Source organism: Pseudomonas sp. AC172 (assembly GCF_979258595.1).
On the sequence record NZ_OZ409868.1, the window covers coordinates 4464589 to 4482825 of the forward strand.

Sequence of the window (18237 nt, forward strand, 5' to 3'; positions counted from 1 at the left end):
GAAGGCTGCGATCTTTTGATCTTCACCGGTAGAACAACGAATACCCCACCTGCCCCACCGCTTCATTGAGCAACTGCCCGCTCTGCCAGATCGACTTGAATTCCGGCAACCAGCCACCAAACGGTCTTGCGTTATCGGTACCGAGAAACCCGACCGGCGCCGGCACCACTTCAAATCCCGCCTGTTGAAAACTCCACACCGAGCGCGGCATGTGCCAGGCCTGCGTCACCACGACCACACGCTTGATACCCTGCGGCAACAGGATATCGGCGCTGAACCTGGCATTTTCCCACGTGGTACGGCTTTCGCCTTCCTGCCAACGCACGGTGACGCCGAAGTCATCACGCAGCGAATCGGCCATCAACTTTGCCTCAGTCGGTGGCGTTCCGTAATGCAGTCCGCCCGTGGTCAGAATCGGCAATCCGGACGCCTTGGCCAATCGAGCCGCGTAACGCTGACGCTCAAGCCCCACGCCGGTCGGCTGATCCTCACCCCACGCAAGATCGCCGCGCTCGCGCCCGGAGCCCAACACCACAATGGCGTCAGCCCGCTGCGCCAGCGTTGCCCACTCTTCTCGGGCCAGCGGTGGGTCGCGCTCCAGCGCTTTCGCGCCCCATTGCACGACCACCGGCAAGCTCATTAGCCATAAGCCGCCCAAGCCAAGGGCAAAACACACGCCTGCGAGTCGCGGCCGTGAGCGGCGCAGCCACCACGCAGCCAGCAACAGCAGCAAGAGAATGCCGGGCGGCAATAAAAGTTGTTTGATGAAATAACGAAAGGGCATCGGGCATCTCCAGAGGTGCCCGAAGCCTAAGAGTGTTAATTAAGCGTTACAACCAATAGGTGGGATCCTGTTGAAAAAGATCCGGTTCTTGACCTGCCATGCGCTTACTTGGCCTGCAGAGAGCGAACCTTGACGGTGTCTCTGCCGGGCGCCTTGTCCTTGAGCCAGATGATCTTGGCCGAATGTGCTGCATCGAGCTGCTTCACTGCCTGCGACAAGCATCCGTGCGTTTCACGTTCACTGCGATCCAGATAGGCCTTGACCAGTTTGAACTCGGCGGGACTCAAGCCACGCAATTCCAGTTCCAAGGGGCGCTCGTCGCGCAGCCGGTCAGCGGTTTTTACAGCGTCCAGGGCCATACCCAGACGGTCAATCAACCTTTCGTACAACTCGGGTTTAGTCACTTTTTTCTGCCGTTGCTCCACCATCCCTCACCTCATTGAAGATAAGACTCACTCCCCAGTTAGAGCTTAGCTTCGCTGCACAAACCGGCTGCACGCCGCGACCAACGGCCCTCGCCACGGATTGGCCGGGACAAACAGCTGTAATCAGGGTTTCCCTAGGCCAAGCGCGGTCATGTATGCTACGGCGCTTCCTGTAATTCCACTTCCAGCTCGTCCGGGCCAACCCCGGAACCTGCGTTGAAGAGGATTAGGCCACCCCTATCCAGTACAAAAGTAGCCATGCACGAACAATATCAGCCCCGTGAAATCGAAGCCGCCGCCCAATCGTTCTGGGACGAGCAAAAGTCCTTTGAAGTCAGTGAACAGCCAGGCAAGGAAACCTATTACTGCCTGTCGATGTTCCCTTACCCCAGCGGCAAGCTACACATGGGGCACGTGCGCAACTACACCATCGGCGACGTGATCTCCCGCTACCAGCGCATGCTCGGCAAGAACGTTCTGCAACCGATGGGTTGGGACGCGTTCGGCATGCCAGCGGAAAACGCCGCGATGAAGAACAACGTCGCGCCGGCCAAGTGGACCTACGAAAACATCGCCTACATGAAAACCCAGCTGCGCAGCCTGGGTCTGGCGGTCGACTGGTCGCGCGAAGTCACCACCTGCAAGCCGGATTACTACCGCTGGGAACAATGGCTGTTCACGCGCCTGTTCGAAAAAGGTGTGATCTACCGTAAAAACGGCACCGTGAACTGGGACCCGATCGACCAGACCGTTCTGGCTAACGAGCAGGTGATCGATGGTCGCGGCTGGCGTTCCGGCGCGCTGATCGAAAAGCGCGAAATCCCGATGTACTACTTCAAGATCACCGCCTACGCGGATGAGCTTCTGGAGAGCCTCGACGAACTGACTGGCTGGCCTGAACAGGTCAAGACCATGCAGCGCAACTGGATCGGCAAATCCCGCGGCATGGAAGTGCAGTTCCCGTACAACGTCGATTCCATCGGCGAAGCCGGCACTCTGAAAGTCTTCACCACCCGTCCGGACACCCTGATGGGTGCGACCTATGTCGCCGTGGCTGCCGAGCACCCGCTGGCCACCCTGGCCGCGAAAAACAACCCTGAGCTGCAAGCGTTCATCGCTGAATGCAAGGGCGGCAGCGTTGCCGAAGCCGACGTCGCCACGCAAGAGAAAAAAGGCCTGCCGACCGGCCTGTTCGTCGAGCACCCGCTGACCGGCGAAAAACTGCCGGTGTGGATCGCCAACTACGTGCTGATGCACTACGGCGACGGTGCTGTAATGGCCGTGCCGGCGCACGACGAGCGTGATTTCGAATTCGCCCACAAGTACAGCCTGCCGGTGAAATCGGTGGTGCGTACCAGCTCTGGCGAGACCAATCCGGCCCCGTGGCAAGATGCCTACGGCGAGCACGGCACGCTGATCAACTCCGGCGAATTCGACGGTCTTGACTTCGCGGGCGCGTTCGACGCCATGGAAGTCGCACTGATCAAGAAAGAACTCGGCGCCTCCCGCACCCAGTTCCGCCTGCGCGACTGGGGCATCAGCCGCCAGCGCTACTGGGGCTGCCCGATCCCGATCATCCACTGCGATGCGTGCGGTGACGTGCCGGTGCCGGAAGATCAACTGCCTGTAGTCCTGCCGGAAGACGTGGTGCCGGACGGCGCCGGTTCGCCGCTGGCGCGCATGCCTGAGTTTTACGAATGCAGCTGCCCGAAATGCGGCCAGCCTGCCAAGCGTGAAACCGACACCATGGACACCTTCGTCGAGTCGTCGTGGTACTACGCCCGTTACGCCTCGCCGCACTTTGAAGGTGGTCTGGTAGAAAAATCCGCCGCCGATCACTGGCTGCCGGTCGATCAGTACATCGGCGGTATCGAACACGCCATTCTTCACCTGTTATACGCGCGTTTCTTCCATAAACTGATGCGTGACGAAGGTCTGGTGAGCTCGAACGAACCGTTCAAGAACCTGCTGACCCAAGGCATGGTGATCGCCGAGACTTACTATCGTCGCGAAGCCAATGGTGCCTACACCTGGTTCAATCCGGCAGACGTGGAACTCGAGCGCGACAGCAAAGCCAAGGTCATCAGCGCCAAACTGAAGTCCGACGGTCTGCCAGTGGAAATCGGTGGCACCGAGAAAATGGCCAAGTCCAAGAACAACGGCGTCGACCCACAGTCGATGATCGATCAGTTCGGCGCTGACACCTGCCGCCTGTTCATGATGTTCGCTTCGCCACCCGACATGAGCGCTGAGTGGTCCGACTCCGGCGTTGAAGGTTCGCACCGCTTCCTCAAGCGCGTCTGGCGTCTGGCGCAAGCCCACGTCACTCAGGGGCTGCCGGGCAAACTGGACATCGCCGGCCTGAACGACGAGCAGAAAGCCGTTCGCCGCTCGATCCACGTGGCCATCAAGCAAGCCAGCCACGACGTCGGCCAGAACCACAAATTCAACACCGCCATCGCTCAGGTGATGACGCTGATGAACGTGCTGGAAAAAGCCGCACAAGCTACCGAGCAGGATCGTGCGTTGATTCACGAAGGCCTGGAAGCTGTGACGCTGTTGCTGGCGCCAATCACGCCGCACATCAGTCACGAACTGTGGAACAAGCTGGGTCACGCCGACGCAGTCATCGACGCTGGCTGGCCGGCAGTCGACGAAAGCGCGCTGGTGCAGGACAGCCTGACCCTGGTGATCCAGGTCAACGGCAAGCTGCGCGGCCAGATTGAAATGCCGGCCAGCGCGACCCGCGAAGAAGTCGAAGCGGCAGCGCGCGGTAACGAAAACGTACTGCGTTTCGTCGACGGCCTGACGATTCGTAAAGTGATCGTTGTGCCGGGGAAACTGGTCAACATCGTCGCCAGCTAATTGGATCGGGCGTCAGGTTTGCCTGACGCCAAGTAAAACCTTTCGGGCCGTACAGTCGGCCCACGTGGTTTCAAGGGGAGCAACACAATGATCAAACGCAATCTGCTGGTGATGGGCCTCGCCGTTCTGTTGAGCGCCTGCGGTTTCCAGCTGCGCGGTACCGGCACCAACGAACTGTCGATCAAGGAACTCGATCTGAGCGCCCGTAACGCCTACGGCGAGACGGTCACGCAACTGCGCCAGGTGCTGGAGTCGAGTGGCGTCAAGGTTTATAGCGGTGCCCCGTACAAGCTCTACCTGGCAGACCAGCAGGAGAGCCAGCGTATCCTCAGCTACGCCGGTGCAGGTCGTACGGGCGAGTATCAAGTCAGTACGGTTCTGAACTACGAGATCCGTGGCGACAAGAACCTGCAACTGCTGAGCGACAAGCTTGAAGTTCAGAAAGTGTTTATTCACGACGGTAACAACCTTGTGGGCTCCGATCAGGAAGCCAACGACGCCCGTCGCGAAACCACTCGCGAACTGGTCCAACGCATGATGCTGCGTCTGCAGCAACTGACCCCAGGGCAACTGCAGCAGCTGCAGCAAGCCGCCAATGACCGCGCCAAGGCAGAAGCCGATGCGCTGCAAGCGGCACAAAAGGCTGAAGCGGAAACCCCGCGTCAGTCGCCGCTCGAAGTACCGCAGCCGTAAGACGTTCGGGGCGCTCAGGCGCCCCGTTCGGCATTTCTTATGAAGCTCGCTCCCGCCCAACTCGGTAAACACCTGCAAGGTGCTTTGGCACCGGTCTATATCATCAGCGGCGATGACCCGCTGCTGTGTCAGGAAGCCGCCGACGCCATCCGCAATGCTGCGCGCCAGCAAGGATTTGATGAACGCCAGGTTTTCGCCGCGGACGCCAATTTCGATTGGGGCACGTTGTTGCAGGCCGGCGCCAGCATGTCGTTGTTCTCGGAAAAACGCCTGCTGGAACTGCGCCTGCCTTCGGGCAAGCCTGGTGACAAGGGCGCCGCTGCATTCATCGAATATTGCTCGCGTCCCGCCGAAGACACGGTGCTGCTGATCAGCCTGCCCAAGATGGATGGCAGCGCGCAGAAAACCAAGTGGGGCAAGGCGCTGGTCGAAGGTCAGCAAACCCAGTTCATTCAGATCTGGCCGGTGGACGCCAATCAGTTGCCGAGCTGGATTCGTCAGCGTCTCTCTCAGGCCGGGCTATCGGCGAGTCAGGACGCCGTCGAATTGATTGCTGCGCGTGTCGAGGGCAACCTGCTCGCCGCCGCGCAGGAAATAGAGAAGCTCAAGCTGATGGCCGAAGGTGGACAGATCACCGTCGAAACCGTGCAGGCCGCTGTGGCCGACAGTGCGCGGTTCGACGTGTTCGGCCTGACCGATGCCGTGCTCAACGGTGAACCGGCACATGCGCTGCGCATGCTTGAAGGCTTGCGTGGCGAAGGCGTCGAGCCGCCGGTGATTCTCTGGGCGCTGGCGCGGGAGCTGCGGCTGCTGGCCAATATTTCGTTGCAGTACAGTCAGGGCACGCCGCTGGACAAGTGTTTCAGCCAGGCAAAACCGCCAGTCTGGGACAAGCGCAAACCGCTGATGAGCAAAGCCCTGCAACGCTACTCGGCGCAACGCTGGGCGCAGTTGCTGCTGGAAGCGCAGCGTATCGATGCGCAGATCAAAGGTCAGGCTGCCGGGTCGCCGTGGATGAGCCTGAGTCGCTTGGCGCTATTGATGTCTGGCCAGCGTCTGACACTTCCCGCCGAATAACCTGCTCTACCGCACAACGGCCATTCGCGAGCAAGCTCGCTCCCACATTGAAATGCATTCCAAATGTGGGAGCGAGCTTGCTCGCGAAAGCGCCAGAACATTCCTGCACATCAGGGACTGGACAGACGCCCGACATCGGCAGATTATTTCCCCCGCAAAACCCACTCACTCGAGAGAACCCTCATGAGCAAAAAGCCATCGAAACATGGCCCCAACAAGGCCAAATCCATCGTCGCCCAGCCCCTGTTCCGCAGCCGCCAGGAACGACCATCCAAGGGTAAAGGCAGCTACCGCCGCGAAGCCTTCCAGTCTGACAGCTGGGAGGCTTCTTACTTTCTGGCCGCTTGAAGCGCAGCCCCCCCCGGTCATGTTAAGGTCTGCACCTGATTCGTTTTCCTGGAACTGTGCATGCCCCTAAGTCTTTCCCGTCGTTGGCCTGTTCGCCAACTGATCGCTGCCTCCAGCTTCATTCTGCTTGTCGCCTGCGCGGAAAAACCGACCGCAGCCGATGCGCAACCTCTTCAAGCCGCTCCTGTCGCCACGGCCCCAGCGATTATCCCGCCGGTAGTGCCGTCCGCCGACCCTCTGGATCTCCAGCCGACCCAGACCTTTGCTGAATGGCAGGCTGGCTTCCGTAAAGATGCGCTGGCCGCCGGAATTCGCGCGGATCTGTTCGATCGCGCGTTCGCCAATGTCAGCTTCGACGCCAGCGTGATTCGGGCCGACCGCAGTCAACCGGAGTTCTCCCGGCCAGTGTGGGAATATCTCGATGGTGCCCTCTCGCCGCTACGCGTACGTAAAGGTCAGGCACTGATCAGTCAGTACGCCGACATCCTGCAAAGCATTGAGCAGCGTTATGGCGTTGACCGTCAGGCACTGGTTTCCGTGTGGGGCATGGAAAGCAACTTCGGCCAGTTCCAGGGCAGCAAGTCGGTGATCAACTCGCTGGCCACCCTCGCCTACGAAGGCCGTCGCCCGGGCTTTGCTCACGCACAGCTGATCGCCGCACTACAGATCCTGCAACAAGGCGATATCACGCCGGAGAAGATGCTCGGTTCCTGGGCCGGCGCGATGGGACAGACCCAGTTCATTCCGACCACCTACAACACTCATGCTGTGGACTTCGACGGTGACGGTCGCCGCGATATCTGGGGCAGCCCTGCTGACGCACTGGCCTCGACCGCGCATTACCTGCAAAGCTCTGGCTGGCAGCGTGGCCAGCCGTGGGGTTTTGAAGTGCAATTGCCGGGCAGTTTCAATTACACGCTGGCTGATGGTGCGATTCGCAAGAGCGTTGCCGAATGGCGTCAGTTGGGCGTGAGCCTGCCAAACGGTGCTCAGGTGCCAGCCGGTTCGGAACAATTGTCCGCCGCCTTGCTGCTGCCCGCTGGCTATCGCGGTCCGGCGTTCCTGATCCTCGACAACTTCCGCGCGATCCTCAAGTACAACAACTCCTCGTCGTACGCGCTGGCAGTGAGCCTGTTGTCCGAGCGTTTCAGCGGTGGCGGCTTGATCAACGGGAGCTGGCCGAAAGATGACCTGCCGCTTAGCCGCACCGAGCGTATGGAGTTGCAGACCCTGTTGAGCGCGCGCAATTACGATGCCGGCACGGCGGACGGGATTATTGGCGCCAATACGCGTAAAGCGATTCGCAGTGCCCAGCAGTCGTTTGGCTGGCCGGCGGACGGGTATCCGACGCACAAGTTGCTGGAAAGCCTGCGGACTCAGTAGAACAATTGTCGTATGGCTGATATCGCTTTCGCGAGCAAGCTCGCTCCCACACTGGGCTTGCTCGCGAAGACTGACTATCAGGCAGTAAACCTTCAGGCCTTGATCACCACATCCTGCTCCAGCATCAATTCCTGCTTCCCCGCATCCAGCCGCACCAGTGCGCCCATCGGCAGCGTCAGGTTCGGATCGCAATGCCCGCTGCGCCAGCCAGACAAAACCGGAATTCGCAAAGGCTCGAAGGTCTGCTTGAGCAAGCGGTTCAGCGCTTCGACATCCACGCCGGCAATATCCCCGACCAATACCCCGCGCAACTTGGCCAACTTGCCGGCCAGACGCATCTGGGTCAGCAAGCGATCAATGCGATACAGCGGCTCGTTGATGTCTTCGATAAACAGAATCACCCCTTCGACATCAATCTCGTATGGCGTACCCAGCGTCGATGCGATCATCGCCAGATTGCCACCAAGCAAGCGACCGTGGGCGATGCCGGGCTCGACAGTGGTCAACGGATAAGCGACCGGATGGCTGAACACACTCCCTGCCTTCAATTGCCCGCGCAGCATGGCGAAGAACGAGGTGACCGTCGGCGGCTCTTTGTTCCCCAACAGGTCGGCGTTAAGCAGTGGCCCGTGAAAGGTCACGAATCCGGCATAACGACTGATGGCCAGGTGCAGCGCGGTGATATCGCTGTAGCCGACGAAGGGCTTGGCGTTGCGGCTCAGCAAGTCGTAGTCGATGCGGTCGAGCAATCGCGGCGTGCCGTAGCCGCCGCGCAGACAAATGATCGCGTTGACCTCGGGATCAGCGAACGCCGCGTGCAGGTCTCGCAGGCGCACATCATCACTGCCGGCCAGATAGCCGTCCTTCTCGTAGACGCCGGGAAATACCTTCAACCCATAGCCACGGGCGCGCATCCATTGCAGCGCTTTCTCGGTGTCCAGCGCTCCGGGGCCCGCAGGCGCAATGACGCCGATCAACCCTTCGGAGGGCAGCGCGGGCACGGTTCTGTGCGGACAAAGTGTGTGGGTCGGTCGAACGGTCATCCTTGGATCTCCCTGTGAGTCATGTGCACACAGTAGTCAGGAACGGCGCTAAACAGAAGAGGGTCAGCCACGCCGCAGGTTGCAGGAAAAATCAGCATCGAATGTAAGACGGGCAAAAAAATGCCCGCCGGGCGTTAAAGCCTCGGCGGGCATTTTTTAATTCAGCGCCGGATCAGGAACCCAGCAGCTCAGCCTTGACCAGCTTGGCCTGCTCGTCTGCGTGGTACGAAGAACGCACCAGCGGGCCCGAGGCAACGTTCTTGAAGCCCATCTTGTAACCTTCCTCGGCGAACCAGGCGAAGGTGTCCGGGTGCACGAAACGCTGCACCGGCAAGTGGCTGCGCGACGGCTGCAGGTACTGACCCAGGGTCAGCATGTCGATGTCGTGTTCGCGCATGCGCTTCATCACTTCGATGACTTCTTCGTCGGTCTCGCCCAGACCCAGCATCAGACCGGATTTGGTTGGAATGTGCGGCATCATCTGCTTGAAGCGTTGCAGCAGAGTCAGCGACCACTGGTAATCCGAACCTGGACGCGCAGCCTTGTACAGGCGTGGCACGGTTTCCAGGTTGTGGTTGAACACATCCGGCGGCTCGGCCGCGGTGATTTCCAGGGCAACGTCCATGCGACCACGGTAATCCGGAACCAGGGTTTCCAGCTGCACGTTCGGCGACAGTTTGCGGATTTCGCGGATGCAGTCGGCAAAATGCTGGGCACCGCCGTCACGCAGGTCATCGCGGTCAACCGAGGTGATCACCACGTACTTCAGCTTGAGGTCGGCGATGGCAATAGCCAGGCTTTCCGGCTCGTTGACGTCCAGTGGTTTCGGACGACCGTGGCCAACGTCGCAGAACGGGCAGCGACGGGTGCAGATGTCACCCATGATCATGAACGTCGCGGTGCCGCCGGAGAAGCACTCACCCAGGTTCGGGCAGGACGCTTCTTCGCAGACGCTGTGCAGCTTGTGTTTGCGCAGCAGGCTCTTGATCCGGTCGACTTCCGGCGAAACCGGGATGCGTACGCGAATCCAGTCAGGTTTCTTCGGCAGTTCGGTGGTCGGAATGATCTTTACCGGGATGCGTGCAACCTTCTCGGCGCCGCGCAGCTTTACGCCGGCTTCTACCTTGGGACGCGGGGCCGGGCGCTCGGTCACGTCGAGCGTCGGGATCATGGTTTGCACTGCATCAGTAGTCATATCAGTCGATTCCGCCCGTCAGGGTCGTCTGCTCAGCATAGTCGAGGTGTTTGACGAGCTGCGCGCGCAGCCGGGCACTTACCTCGGCAAATTCAATCGATCCTGCGTGATCGCTCAGCTGGGTCATCGCCAGCCCGGCATAGCCGCAGGGATTAATCCGTCGAAACGGTTCCAGGTTCATATCCACGTTCAGGGCCAGGCCATGAAAGGAACAACCGTGGCGAATCCGCAAACCCAGAGAAGCGATTTTCGCTCCATCGACATAGACGCCGGGAGCATCTGGCTTGGCTGCAGCGGTTACGCCGTAGCTGGCCAGCAGTTCAATCAGGCAAAGCTCCATGCGACTGACCAGATCACGCACGCCGAAACCCAGCTTGCGTACATCCAGCAGCAGATAGGCCACCAACTGGCCGGGACCATGATAAGTCACCTGCCCGCCGCGATCGACCTGCACCACCGGGATATCGCCCGGCAGCAACAGGTGTTCGGCCTTGCCGGCCTGGCCTTGAGTGAACACCGGCGGGTGTTCGACGAGCCAGATTTCGTCGGCGGCATCGCTGCCGCGTTCGTTGGTAAAACGTTGCATGGCATGCCAGACCGGCTCGTAGGCCATCTGGCCGAGCTCGCGAAAGCCCAGCGTGCCCGGCATCACAACACCATGTGCACGAAGCCGGTCGCCCGCAGTTCGCTGTTGATGTTGTACAGCTGATCCTGATCGGTCGCGACGATGTGCAACTGAATGGTGGTGTACTTGCCGTTGGTGCTTTGACGCTCGTCGATGCGCTCATCATTGATGGTCGCATGTTTCTTGACGATGTCGATGATCTTGTCCTTGTTGCCAACACCCGTGTCGCTGATCACCTTAACCGGATAATCAACCTGGGGAAATTCGATCTTTGGCGCCTTTACTTCGGTATCGGTCATGGCGTAACGGCCTCTTGAGCGCAAGCCGTGATAACGCGCATGGCCCCGCTCCGGATCGGGGCGGGGCCATGCAGGTCAACACAAATCAGTTGAACAAGCCGTAGAAGAATAGACGGATGCTATCCCACATGCGGCGGAAGATACCACCCTCCTCGACGCCATCCAGAGCGATCAGGTCCGCACTGTGCACGACCTTGTCTTCCAGTTTGACTTCGACTTTACCGATCACGTCGCCCTTGGCGATTGGCGCGGTCAGTTGCGGGTTCATGGTCATGCTGGCAGCGAGCTTCTTCAGCTGGCCTTTTGGCAGGGTCATGGTCAGGTCTTCAGCCAGGCCGGCCTTGACTTGATTGGTGGTGCCTTTCCACACCGGGGCCTGAGCCAGTTCGGTGCCCTTCTGATAGAAGGTCTGGGTTTCGAAGAAGCGGAAGCCGTAGGTCAGCAGCTTCTGGGTTTCAGCGGCGCGAGCCACTTCGCTGTTGGTGCCGAACACCACGGCGATCAGACGCTGGCCGTCACGTACAGCCGAGGACACCATGCAGTAGCCGGCTTCGTCGGTGTGACCGGTTTTCAGACCGTCAACGGTCTTGTCGCGCCACAGCAGCAGGTTGCGGTTAGGCTGTTTAATGCCGTTCCAGAAAAACTCTTTCTGCGAGTAGATCGCATAGTGAGCCGGGTCTTCATGAATGATCGCGCGAGCCAGAATCGCCATGTCGTGAGCCGACGAGTAATGCTCAGGGTTTGGCAGACCGGTCGGGTTCATGAAGTGGGAATTGGTCATGCCCAGATCAGTCACAGTCTTGTTCATCAGGTCGGCGAACGCATCTTCGCTGCCGGCGATGTGCTCGGACAGCGCCACGCTGGCGTCGTTGCCGGACTGGATGATGATGCCGTGCAGCAGGTCGCTGACAGTCACCTGCGAGCCGACCTTGATGAACATCCGCGAACCGCCGGTACGCCAGGCGTTTTCGCTGACGGTCACCGGATCGTTTTCACCGATCTGGCCACGACGGATTTCCAGGGTCGCGATGTACGCGGTCATCAGCTTGGTCAGGCTGGCCGGTGGCAGACGCTGGTCGCCATTGTTCTCGACCAGCACGTTGCCGCTGCTGGCATCCATCAGAACGTAGGCTTTGGCGGCCAGTTGCGGTGGCGACGGCATCATCTCGGCCGCGAAGGCGGCTGGCGAGAGGAGCAGCGGGACTAGCAGACACAGGCGTTTGGCAAAGGTGGTGATGTTCATCCGTCTCTCGAAATCGCTAATGGAAACTGTCCTTGCGGACAAAATTTAATCAGATGACTTTCTAACGAGCCATCGCGTGTTCAGTTGCTCACTCCAGTCACCCTTGCCGGGCTTTTGTTCTTCGACGAGCCAACAACCTGATTCACCCCCCAATCGCTGGCGAATCGTCAATCAAGTTCTACGTATTACTCGGTGACCACACTTGGCGAACCAAGGTTGGCCAGACGCACGCTGTTCTGCACCTGGGCAATTTCACCCGGCGAGCCGATCGGCCCCAGGCGAACCCGGTGCAGGGTCTGCTGATTGCGCACGATCGAGCTGATGAACACCGGAGCGCTCACCATCCCGCTGAGCTTCGACCTCAGGAGTTCTGCAGCGTCCGGGTTGGCGAACGCGCCCACCTGCAGATACTGGCCAGTTGCTGTTGCAGAAGCGTTTTTTTTTGCACTCATCGGCACGGGGACGGTGTCAGAGGCATGTTGTTGCGGTGGCGGCGTCCATTGCTCGACGGTGCCGGCCGAGGCCGTGATCACCGGCGCGCTGTTCTGCGCGACCTGCGGCTCGTTGAGCATCAACGGTGCCGGACGACCCTTGGCGGCCCAGTATTGCTGTGGATCGATGCCTTCGACCTTGACCCGCGCCGTGCCGGTTTCGGCGTAACCGAGTTTTTTCGCCGCGGCGTAGGACAAGTCGATGATGCGATCGGAATAGAACGGCCCACGGTCGTTGACCCGCAGGATCACCGTGCGGTTGTTGTCCAGGTTGGTCACCCGAACGTAACTTGGCAGTGGCAATGTCTTGTGGGCGGCACTCATACCGTACAGGTCGTAAACCTCGCCATTGGCGGTGTTCTGACCGTGAAACTTGGTGCCGTACCAGGACGCCGTGCCGGAAGCGACGTAGGTCTTGGATTCCTGCAACGGGAAATAGGTTTTGCCCAGTACGGTGTACGGGTTGGCCTTGTAAGGACCGGTGTGCAGGGTCGGCGTGGCATCGGGGATGCGCGATACGTCGACGTCCCACCACGGCGCACCGTCTTTGTGCGCGCGATTGATGTCCAGACCCGGCTGCGCTCGCACAGCGGTACTGGAGGTTTTCGGTGTCGGCGAACGACTGGTCGAACAGCTGGCAACCAGCACCGCCAACGCAGCGAATGCCACCAGCTTCAGGGGTTTACTGTTAGGCAATGCCCGCATTACTTGACGCCCCGTGCTTGTACCAGCTGTTCAGACAGTTGATGTACGGCCATGGCGTACATCACGCTGCGGTTATAACGCGTGATCGCGTAAAAATTCTTCAGGCCCATCCAGTATTCAGGGCCGTTGTCGCCTTCGAGGCGAAATGCAGTAACCGGCATATCATCGCGCAGCGCATCATGACTTGACCAGCCCAGCGCTCGCAACTCTCCAACCGTTTTCGTCGGTTCGATACCGGTGGTCAGGCCTTCATCGACCTGCTCGCCACGGACATCGGCGCGGCTGACCACCGGCTCACCCGCGACCCAGCCGTGACGCTTGAAATAACTCGCTACGCTGCCGATCGCATCATCCGGGTTGTTCCAGATATTGATGTGGCCGTCACCATCGAAATCCACCGCATACGCGCGAAAGCTGCTCGGCATGAACTGCGGCAGGCCCATGGCCCCGGCGTACGAGCCTTTGAGAGTCAATGGGTCGACCTGTTCTTCGCGCGCCAGCAGCAGGAACTCACGCAGCTCCTTGCGGAAAAATTCGGCACGGGGAGGATAGTCGAAACCGAGCGTCGACAAGGCATCGATCACCCGGTAATTACCGGTATTACGTCCGAAAAAGGTTTCAACACCGATGATCGACACGATAACTTGTGCCGGTACGCCGTATTCCTGCTCGGCACGGGCCAGCGTCGCCTCGTGCTGACGCCAGAAGTCCACACCACGGGCGATGCGTGCATCGGTGATGAACATCGGACGGTATTCTTTCCACTGCTTGACGCGCTCGGCGGGCCTGGAAATGGCGTCGAGAATCGCCTGTTTGCGCTGAGCCTCGCGGAATACCGCCATCAGTTGCTCACCGGCAAAACCGTAGTCGCGGGTCATTTCACCGACGAACTCGGCCACCTGAGGCGAGCCTTCGTATTCGCCGGCCAGCGCTTCCTGCATGCTGCCCAGGAGGCCCATCAGGCCTACCACTGGCGCGCATCGAGTCGCCCAGCCACGCATTACTTGCATTGAACTCTTCACCTTATTCAAACCTGTGCGATCCACTTGCGATGGGTATGGATCGACATCAAAACCCCAAACGCTGACAGCAGCGTCACCAGCGAAGTTCCTCCGTAGCTAATGAACGGCAACGGCACCCCTACGACCGGCAGCAGGCCACTGACCATACCGATGTTGACGAAAACGTAAACAAAAAACGTCATGGTCAACGCACCGGCGAGCAATTTGCCGAACAGCGTTTGTGCCTGGGCGGTAATTACCAGCCCCCGGCCAATCAACAACAGATAGATCAATAGCAGCGCGCAGATGCCCACCAGGCCGAACTCTTCGCCGAGTACGGCAATGATGAAGTCGGTGTGGCTTTCCGGCAGGAAGTCCAGGTGCGACTGGGTGCCGAGCAGCCAGCCCTTGCCGAACACGCCGCCGGAACCGATCGCGGCTTTCGACTGAATGATGTTCCAGCCGGTGCCCAGCGGATCGCTTTCCGGGTCGAGGAAGGTCAGGATTCGCTGCTTCTGGTAGTCGTGCATGATGAAAAACCACATGGCGACCGACACCGGAATCGCAGCGGCCAGTACGCTGAGGATCCAGCGCCAGCGCAGCCCGCCCATGAACAGCACGAACGCACCACCCGCCAGAATCAGCAGCGAAGTACCGAGGTCAGGCTGACGGACGATCAGGATGAACGGCACACCGATCAGCATCAGGCTGATGCCGACGTGCTTGAGTTGCGGCGGCAACGTGCGTTTGGACAGGTACCAGGCGATGGTCGCCGGCATCAGGATCTTCATGAATTCCGAGGGCTGAAAGCGGATCACCCCGGGGATGTTGATCCAGCGCGTGGCGCCCATGGCGTTGTGGCCCATGATGTCCACCACCAACAGCAACACCACGCCGATCACGTAACCGAGCGGCACCCAGCGCGCCATGAAGCGCGGCTCGAACTGGGCGATGACGATCATCGACACCAGGCCGATGCCGAACGAGGTAGCCTGTTTGGCCAACAGATCCCAGCTCTTGCCGCTGGCCGAATACAGCACGAACAGGCTGCCGGCAGCGAGGATCAGCAGCAGGATAAGCAACGGGCCATCGATATGCAGTCTTTGCAGCAGCGTCGCGCGGCGACGCATCACATCCTCACTGGAGAGCATGCGATCAAAGTTATTCATCACGGGCCGTAGCCTCCGCACTGATTGGGCTGGCGTATTCGGCCTTCAAACGTCCGTCCTGATCGAGCAGCCAGGCGTCCATGACCTGACGCACCACGGGCGCGGCGACACCGGAGCCGGACTCACCGTTCTCGACCATCACCGAAACAACAATTTTCGGGTCATCAGCCGGGGCAAAACCGACGAACAAGGCGTGGTCGCGGTGGCGCTCCTGAACCTTGGAGCGGTCGTACTTTTCGCCCTGCTTGATCGCGACGACCTGAGCGGTACCTGACTTGCCGGCAATCCGGTATTGCGCGCCGATCGCTGCTTTGCGCGCAGTACCTCGCGCGCCGTGCATCACCTGCTGCATGCCGTGGTTGACCTTGGTCCAGTCCGACGGGTCGCGCAGGACAATGTCCGGCATCGGGTTTTCATCCACCGGTTTCACCCCTTCGAGGGATTTCGCCAGGTGCGGACGATTCCAGATGCCTTTGTTGGCAACCAGCGCCGTGGCCTGGGCCAGTTGCAGCGGAGTTGATTGCATGTAGCCCTGGCCGATCCCGAGGATCAGGGTTTCGCCCGGGAACCACGCCTGTTTACGCGTCGCCCGTTTCCATTCGCGGGACGGCATCAGGCCGGGGGATTCTTCGAACATGTCCAGCGAAACCTTCTGGCCGATGCCGAACTTGTTCATGTAGGTCGACAACCGATCAATGCCGAGCTTGTGCGCCAGGTCATAGAAGTAGGTGTCGTTGGACCGCATGATCGCCGTGTCGAGATCGACGAAGCCGTCACCGGTGCGGTTCCAGTTACGGTATTTGTGATCGTAGTTGGGCAGCATGTAGTAACCCGGGTCGAACACCCGGCTCGATGCCGTCACTACGCCGGAATCAAGACCGGCAATCGCCACCGCCGGTTTGATCGTCGAACCCGGCGGGTACAGACCGCGCAGCACCCGGTTGAACAATGGCCGGTCGATCGAATCACGCAACTCGGCATAGGCCTTGAAGCTGATGCCGGTGACGAACAGATTCGGGTCGAAACTCGGCTGACTGACCATCGCGAGCACCTCGCCAGTCTTCGGATCCAGCGCCACCACCGCGCCACGACGCCCGCCCAGCGCCGCTTCCGCCGCTTCCTGCAACTTGATGTCCAGGCTCAGGACGATGTCCTTGCCGGGAATTGGATCGGTGCGCTTGAGCACACGCAACACGCGGCCTCGGGCGTTGGTCTCGACCTCTTCGTAACCGACCTGACCGTGCAATTCCGGCTCGTAGAAACGCTCGATGCCGGTTTTGCCGATGTGATGGGTGCCGCTGTAGTTGACCGGATCGAGGCTCTTCAGCTCTTTCTCGTTGATCCGCCCCATATACCCCACCGAGTGCGCGAAATGCGCGCCCTGCGGGTAGTGACGAACCAGCTGCGCAACCACTTCCACGCCCGGCAGGCGGAACTGGTTCACCGCGATGCGGGCGATCTGCTCTTCGCTCAGTTCGAACAGAATTGGCACCGGCTCGAATGGTCGGCGCCCCTGGCGCATGCGCTTCTCGAAGATCACCCGGTCCTCGGGCGTAAGCTCGAGCACTTCGACAATGACGTCGAGCACTTGCTGCCAGTCGCCGGAGCGCTCGCGGGTCATGCTCAGACTGAAGCTGGGACGGTTATCCGCTACCACCACGCCGTTGCGGTCGAAAATCAGCCCGCGGGTCGGCGGAATCGGCTGCACGTGGACGCGGTTGTTTTCCGACAGCGTCGAGTGGTACTCGTACTGAATCACCTGCAAGTAATACAGCCGCGCAATCAACACGCCGATCAGCAGCATGATCGCAATGGCCCCGAACACGACGCGGCTACGCACTAAGCGTGCGTCCTTTTCGTGGTCCTTGATGCGGATCGGCTGAGACATGAGGGCTGGATTACTTGTGGTAAGGGTGACCGGACAGCACGGTCCAGGCACGATACAACTGTTCGCCGATCAGGATCCGCACCAGCGGGTGCGGCAACGTCAGCGGCGACAACGACCAGCGCTGATCGGCACGGGCACAGACTTCCGGCGCCAGCCCTTCCGGGCCACCGACCATGAAATTGACCGTGCGCGAATCCAGCCGCCAGCGGTCGAGTTCGACCGCCAGCTGCTCGGTGCTCCAGGGTTTGCCGTGGACTTCCAGCGTGACGATCCGCTCGTTCGGCCCGACCTTGGCCAGCATGGCTTCGCCTTCCTGGCGGATGAATCGGGCCACGTCGGCATTCTTGCCACGGGTATTGAGCGGAATTTCCACCAGTTCCAGCGCCAGCTCGGACGGAAGACGCTTGGCATATTCATGCCAGCCTTCTTCCACCCACTTGGGCATGCGTGAACCGACGGCGATCAGGCGCAGTCGCACAGCAATCCCTTACAGCTGGTCTTTATTGAGCTTGGTGAAATGCTCGTGGGTGTTTTCCGGGCTGTGGTGCTTGGCATCGGCCGCACGGCTCTGCTCGGCACCGGCCCACAGACGCTCCAGGTCGTAGAACTGACGTGCCGAGGCGGTCATCATGTGCACGATCACCAGGTCCAGGTCCAACAGCACCCAGTCGCTATCGCCCTTGCCTTCTTCGCCCAGCGGCTTGGCGCCCTGCTTTTTGACTTCTTCGCGAACCTTGTCGAGCATCGCGTTGATCTGGCGGTTGGAAGTACCGGTGGCAATGATCATGTAGTCAGTGATGCTCTGCTTGTCGCGAACATCAATGATCTGGATGTCTTGTGCCTTGACGTCTTCCAGCGCGGCTACAGCCAGCTTGACCAGTTCGTCGCCCTTCAGCGGCTCATTGGTGTTGACCGGTTCTGGCAGCGGGGCGCTCTTGAATGTGCCTTTGCGCTTTACTTTGGTTTGGTCTTTGTCAGTCATATAAAACTCGTTTTGCTCATA

18 protein-coding genes are annotated in these 18237 nt (G+C 60.1%); 5 read left to right on the forward strand and 13 right to left on the reverse strand.

The features are described from left to right. Positions 1-22: 22 nt before the first annotated feature. Both ACZ0A4_RS20135 and ACZ0A4_RS20140 read right to left on the reverse strand, forming a co-directional pair. Entirely contained in the window at positions 23-784 is a 762-nt protein-coding gene (locus ACZ0A4_RS20135) for a YdcF family protein (RefSeq protein WP_463576131.1), read from the reverse strand. Positions 785-888: 104 nt separating this feature from the next. Continuing rightward, entirely contained in the window at positions 889-1212 is a 324-nt protein-coding gene (locus ACZ0A4_RS20140; protein ID WP_463576132.1) for a hypothetical protein, read from the reverse strand. 255 nt (positions 1213-1467) lie between these two features. Between ACZ0A4_RS20140 and leuS the strand changes: the two genes are divergently transcribed. The 5 genes from leuS (at position 1468) to ACZ0A4_RS20165 (ending at position 7575) form a co-directional block, all read left to right on the forward strand. Further along, entirely contained in the window at positions 1468-4074 is a 2607-nt protein-coding gene (gene leuS / locus ACZ0A4_RS20145) for a leucine--tRNA ligase (protein WP_463576133.1), read from the forward strand. A gap of 87 nt (positions 4075-4161) precedes the next feature. Further along, positions 4162-4767 carry an LPS-assembly lipoprotein LptE gene (locus tag ACZ0A4_RS20150; RefSeq protein WP_463576134.1) on the forward strand — a complete coding sequence of 202 codons (606 nt, stop codon included), beginning with the start codon at positions 4162-4164 and terminating at the stop codon, positions 4765-4767. Positions 4768-4806: 39 nt separating this feature from the next. Then, entirely contained in the window at positions 4807-5844 is a 1038-nt protein-coding gene (gene holA, locus ACZ0A4_RS20155) for a DNA polymerase III subunit delta (RefSeq protein WP_463576135.1), read from the forward strand. Positions 5845-6027: 183 nt separating this feature from the next. Beyond that, entirely contained in the window at positions 6028-6192 is a 165-nt protein-coding gene (gene arfA, locus ACZ0A4_RS20160; protein ID WP_047296807.1) for an alternative ribosome rescue factor ArfA, read from the forward strand. A gap of 60 nt (positions 6193-6252) precedes the next feature. Further along, positions 6253-7575 (forward strand): lytic murein transglycosylase, encoded by a 1323-nt coding sequence (locus ACZ0A4_RS20165; protein WP_463576137.1) that lies wholly within the window; start codon positions 6253-6255, stop codon positions 7573-7575. A 92-nt stretch (positions 7576-7667) separates the two neighbouring features. Here the strand turns inward: ACZ0A4_RS20165 and ACZ0A4_RS20170 are convergent, their stop codons facing one another. From ACZ0A4_RS20170 to rsfS, 11 genes are all read right to left on the reverse strand, one after another. Further along, entirely contained in the window at positions 7668-8618 is a 951-nt protein-coding gene (locus ACZ0A4_RS20170; protein WP_463576138.1) for a S66 peptidase family protein, read from the reverse strand. A gap of 172 nt (positions 8619-8790) precedes the next feature. Beyond that, a complete protein-coding gene (gene lipA / locus ACZ0A4_RS20175) occupies positions 8791-9789 on the reverse strand; it encodes a lipoyl synthase (RefSeq protein ID WP_161986515.1) in 999 nt (332 codons plus the stop codon). A gap of 25 nt (positions 9790-9814) precedes the next feature. Next, positions 9815-10462, reverse strand: a complete 648-nt coding sequence (gene lipB / locus ACZ0A4_RS20180) for a lipoyl(octanoyl) transferase LipB (RefSeq protein ID WP_008087909.1) — start codon at positions 10460-10462, stop codon at positions 9815-9817. After that, complete coding sequence (locus ACZ0A4_RS20185) at positions 10462-10737, reverse strand: DUF493 domain-containing protein (RefSeq protein ID WP_007909603.1); 276 nt, start codon at positions 10735-10737, stop codon at positions 10462-10464. The genes lipB and ACZ0A4_RS20185 overlap by 1 nt, the downstream gene beginning before the upstream one ends. 85 nt (positions 10738-10822) lie before the next feature. Continuing rightward, complete coding sequence (locus tag ACZ0A4_RS20190) at positions 10823-11980, reverse strand: D-alanyl-D-alanine carboxypeptidase family protein (protein ID WP_038361911.1); 1158 nt, start codon at positions 11978-11980, stop codon at positions 10823-10825. Between the two features lie 185 nt (positions 11981-12165). Next, entirely contained in the window at positions 12166-13176 is a 1011-nt protein-coding gene (locus tag ACZ0A4_RS20195) for a septal ring lytic transglycosylase RlpA family protein (RefSeq protein ID WP_463576139.1), read from the reverse strand. Next, positions 13176-14186: a lytic murein transglycosylase B gene (gene mltB / locus ACZ0A4_RS20200; RefSeq protein WP_008087906.1), complete on the reverse strand. Its 1011-nt coding sequence runs from the start codon at positions 14184-14186 to the stop codon at positions 13176-13178. Before mltB ends, ACZ0A4_RS20195 begins: the two co-directional genes overlap by 1 nt. A gap of 17 nt (positions 14187-14203) precedes the next feature. Continuing rightward, the gene (gene rodA, locus ACZ0A4_RS20205; protein WP_042704880.1) at positions 14204-15307 is read right to left on the reverse strand and encodes a rod shape-determining protein RodA; all 1104 of its coding nucleotides are present in this window, start codon (positions 15305-15307) and stop codon (positions 14204-14206) included. A gap of 31 nt (positions 15308-15338) precedes the next feature. Further along, positions 15339-17234 carry a penicillin-binding protein 2 gene (mrdA, locus tag ACZ0A4_RS20210; RefSeq protein ID WP_456021279.1) on the reverse strand — a complete coding sequence of 632 codons (1896 nt, stop codon included), beginning with the start codon at positions 17232-17234 and terminating at the stop codon, positions 15339-15341. A gap of 10 nt (positions 17235-17244) precedes the next feature. After that, on the reverse strand, positions 17245-17712 hold the full coding sequence (rlmH, locus tag ACZ0A4_RS20215) for a 23S rRNA (pseudouridine(1915)-N(3))-methyltransferase RlmH (protein WP_003185785.1): 468 nt from the start codon (positions 17710-17712) through the stop codon (positions 17245-17247). A gap of 9 nt (positions 17713-17721) precedes the next feature. Then, positions 17722-18216 carry a ribosome silencing factor gene (gene rsfS / locus ACZ0A4_RS20220; RefSeq protein ID WP_016986117.1) on the reverse strand — a complete coding sequence of 165 codons (495 nt, stop codon included), beginning with the start codon at positions 18214-18216 and terminating at the stop codon, positions 17722-17724. Between the last annotated feature and the right edge of the window lie 21 nt (positions 18217-18237).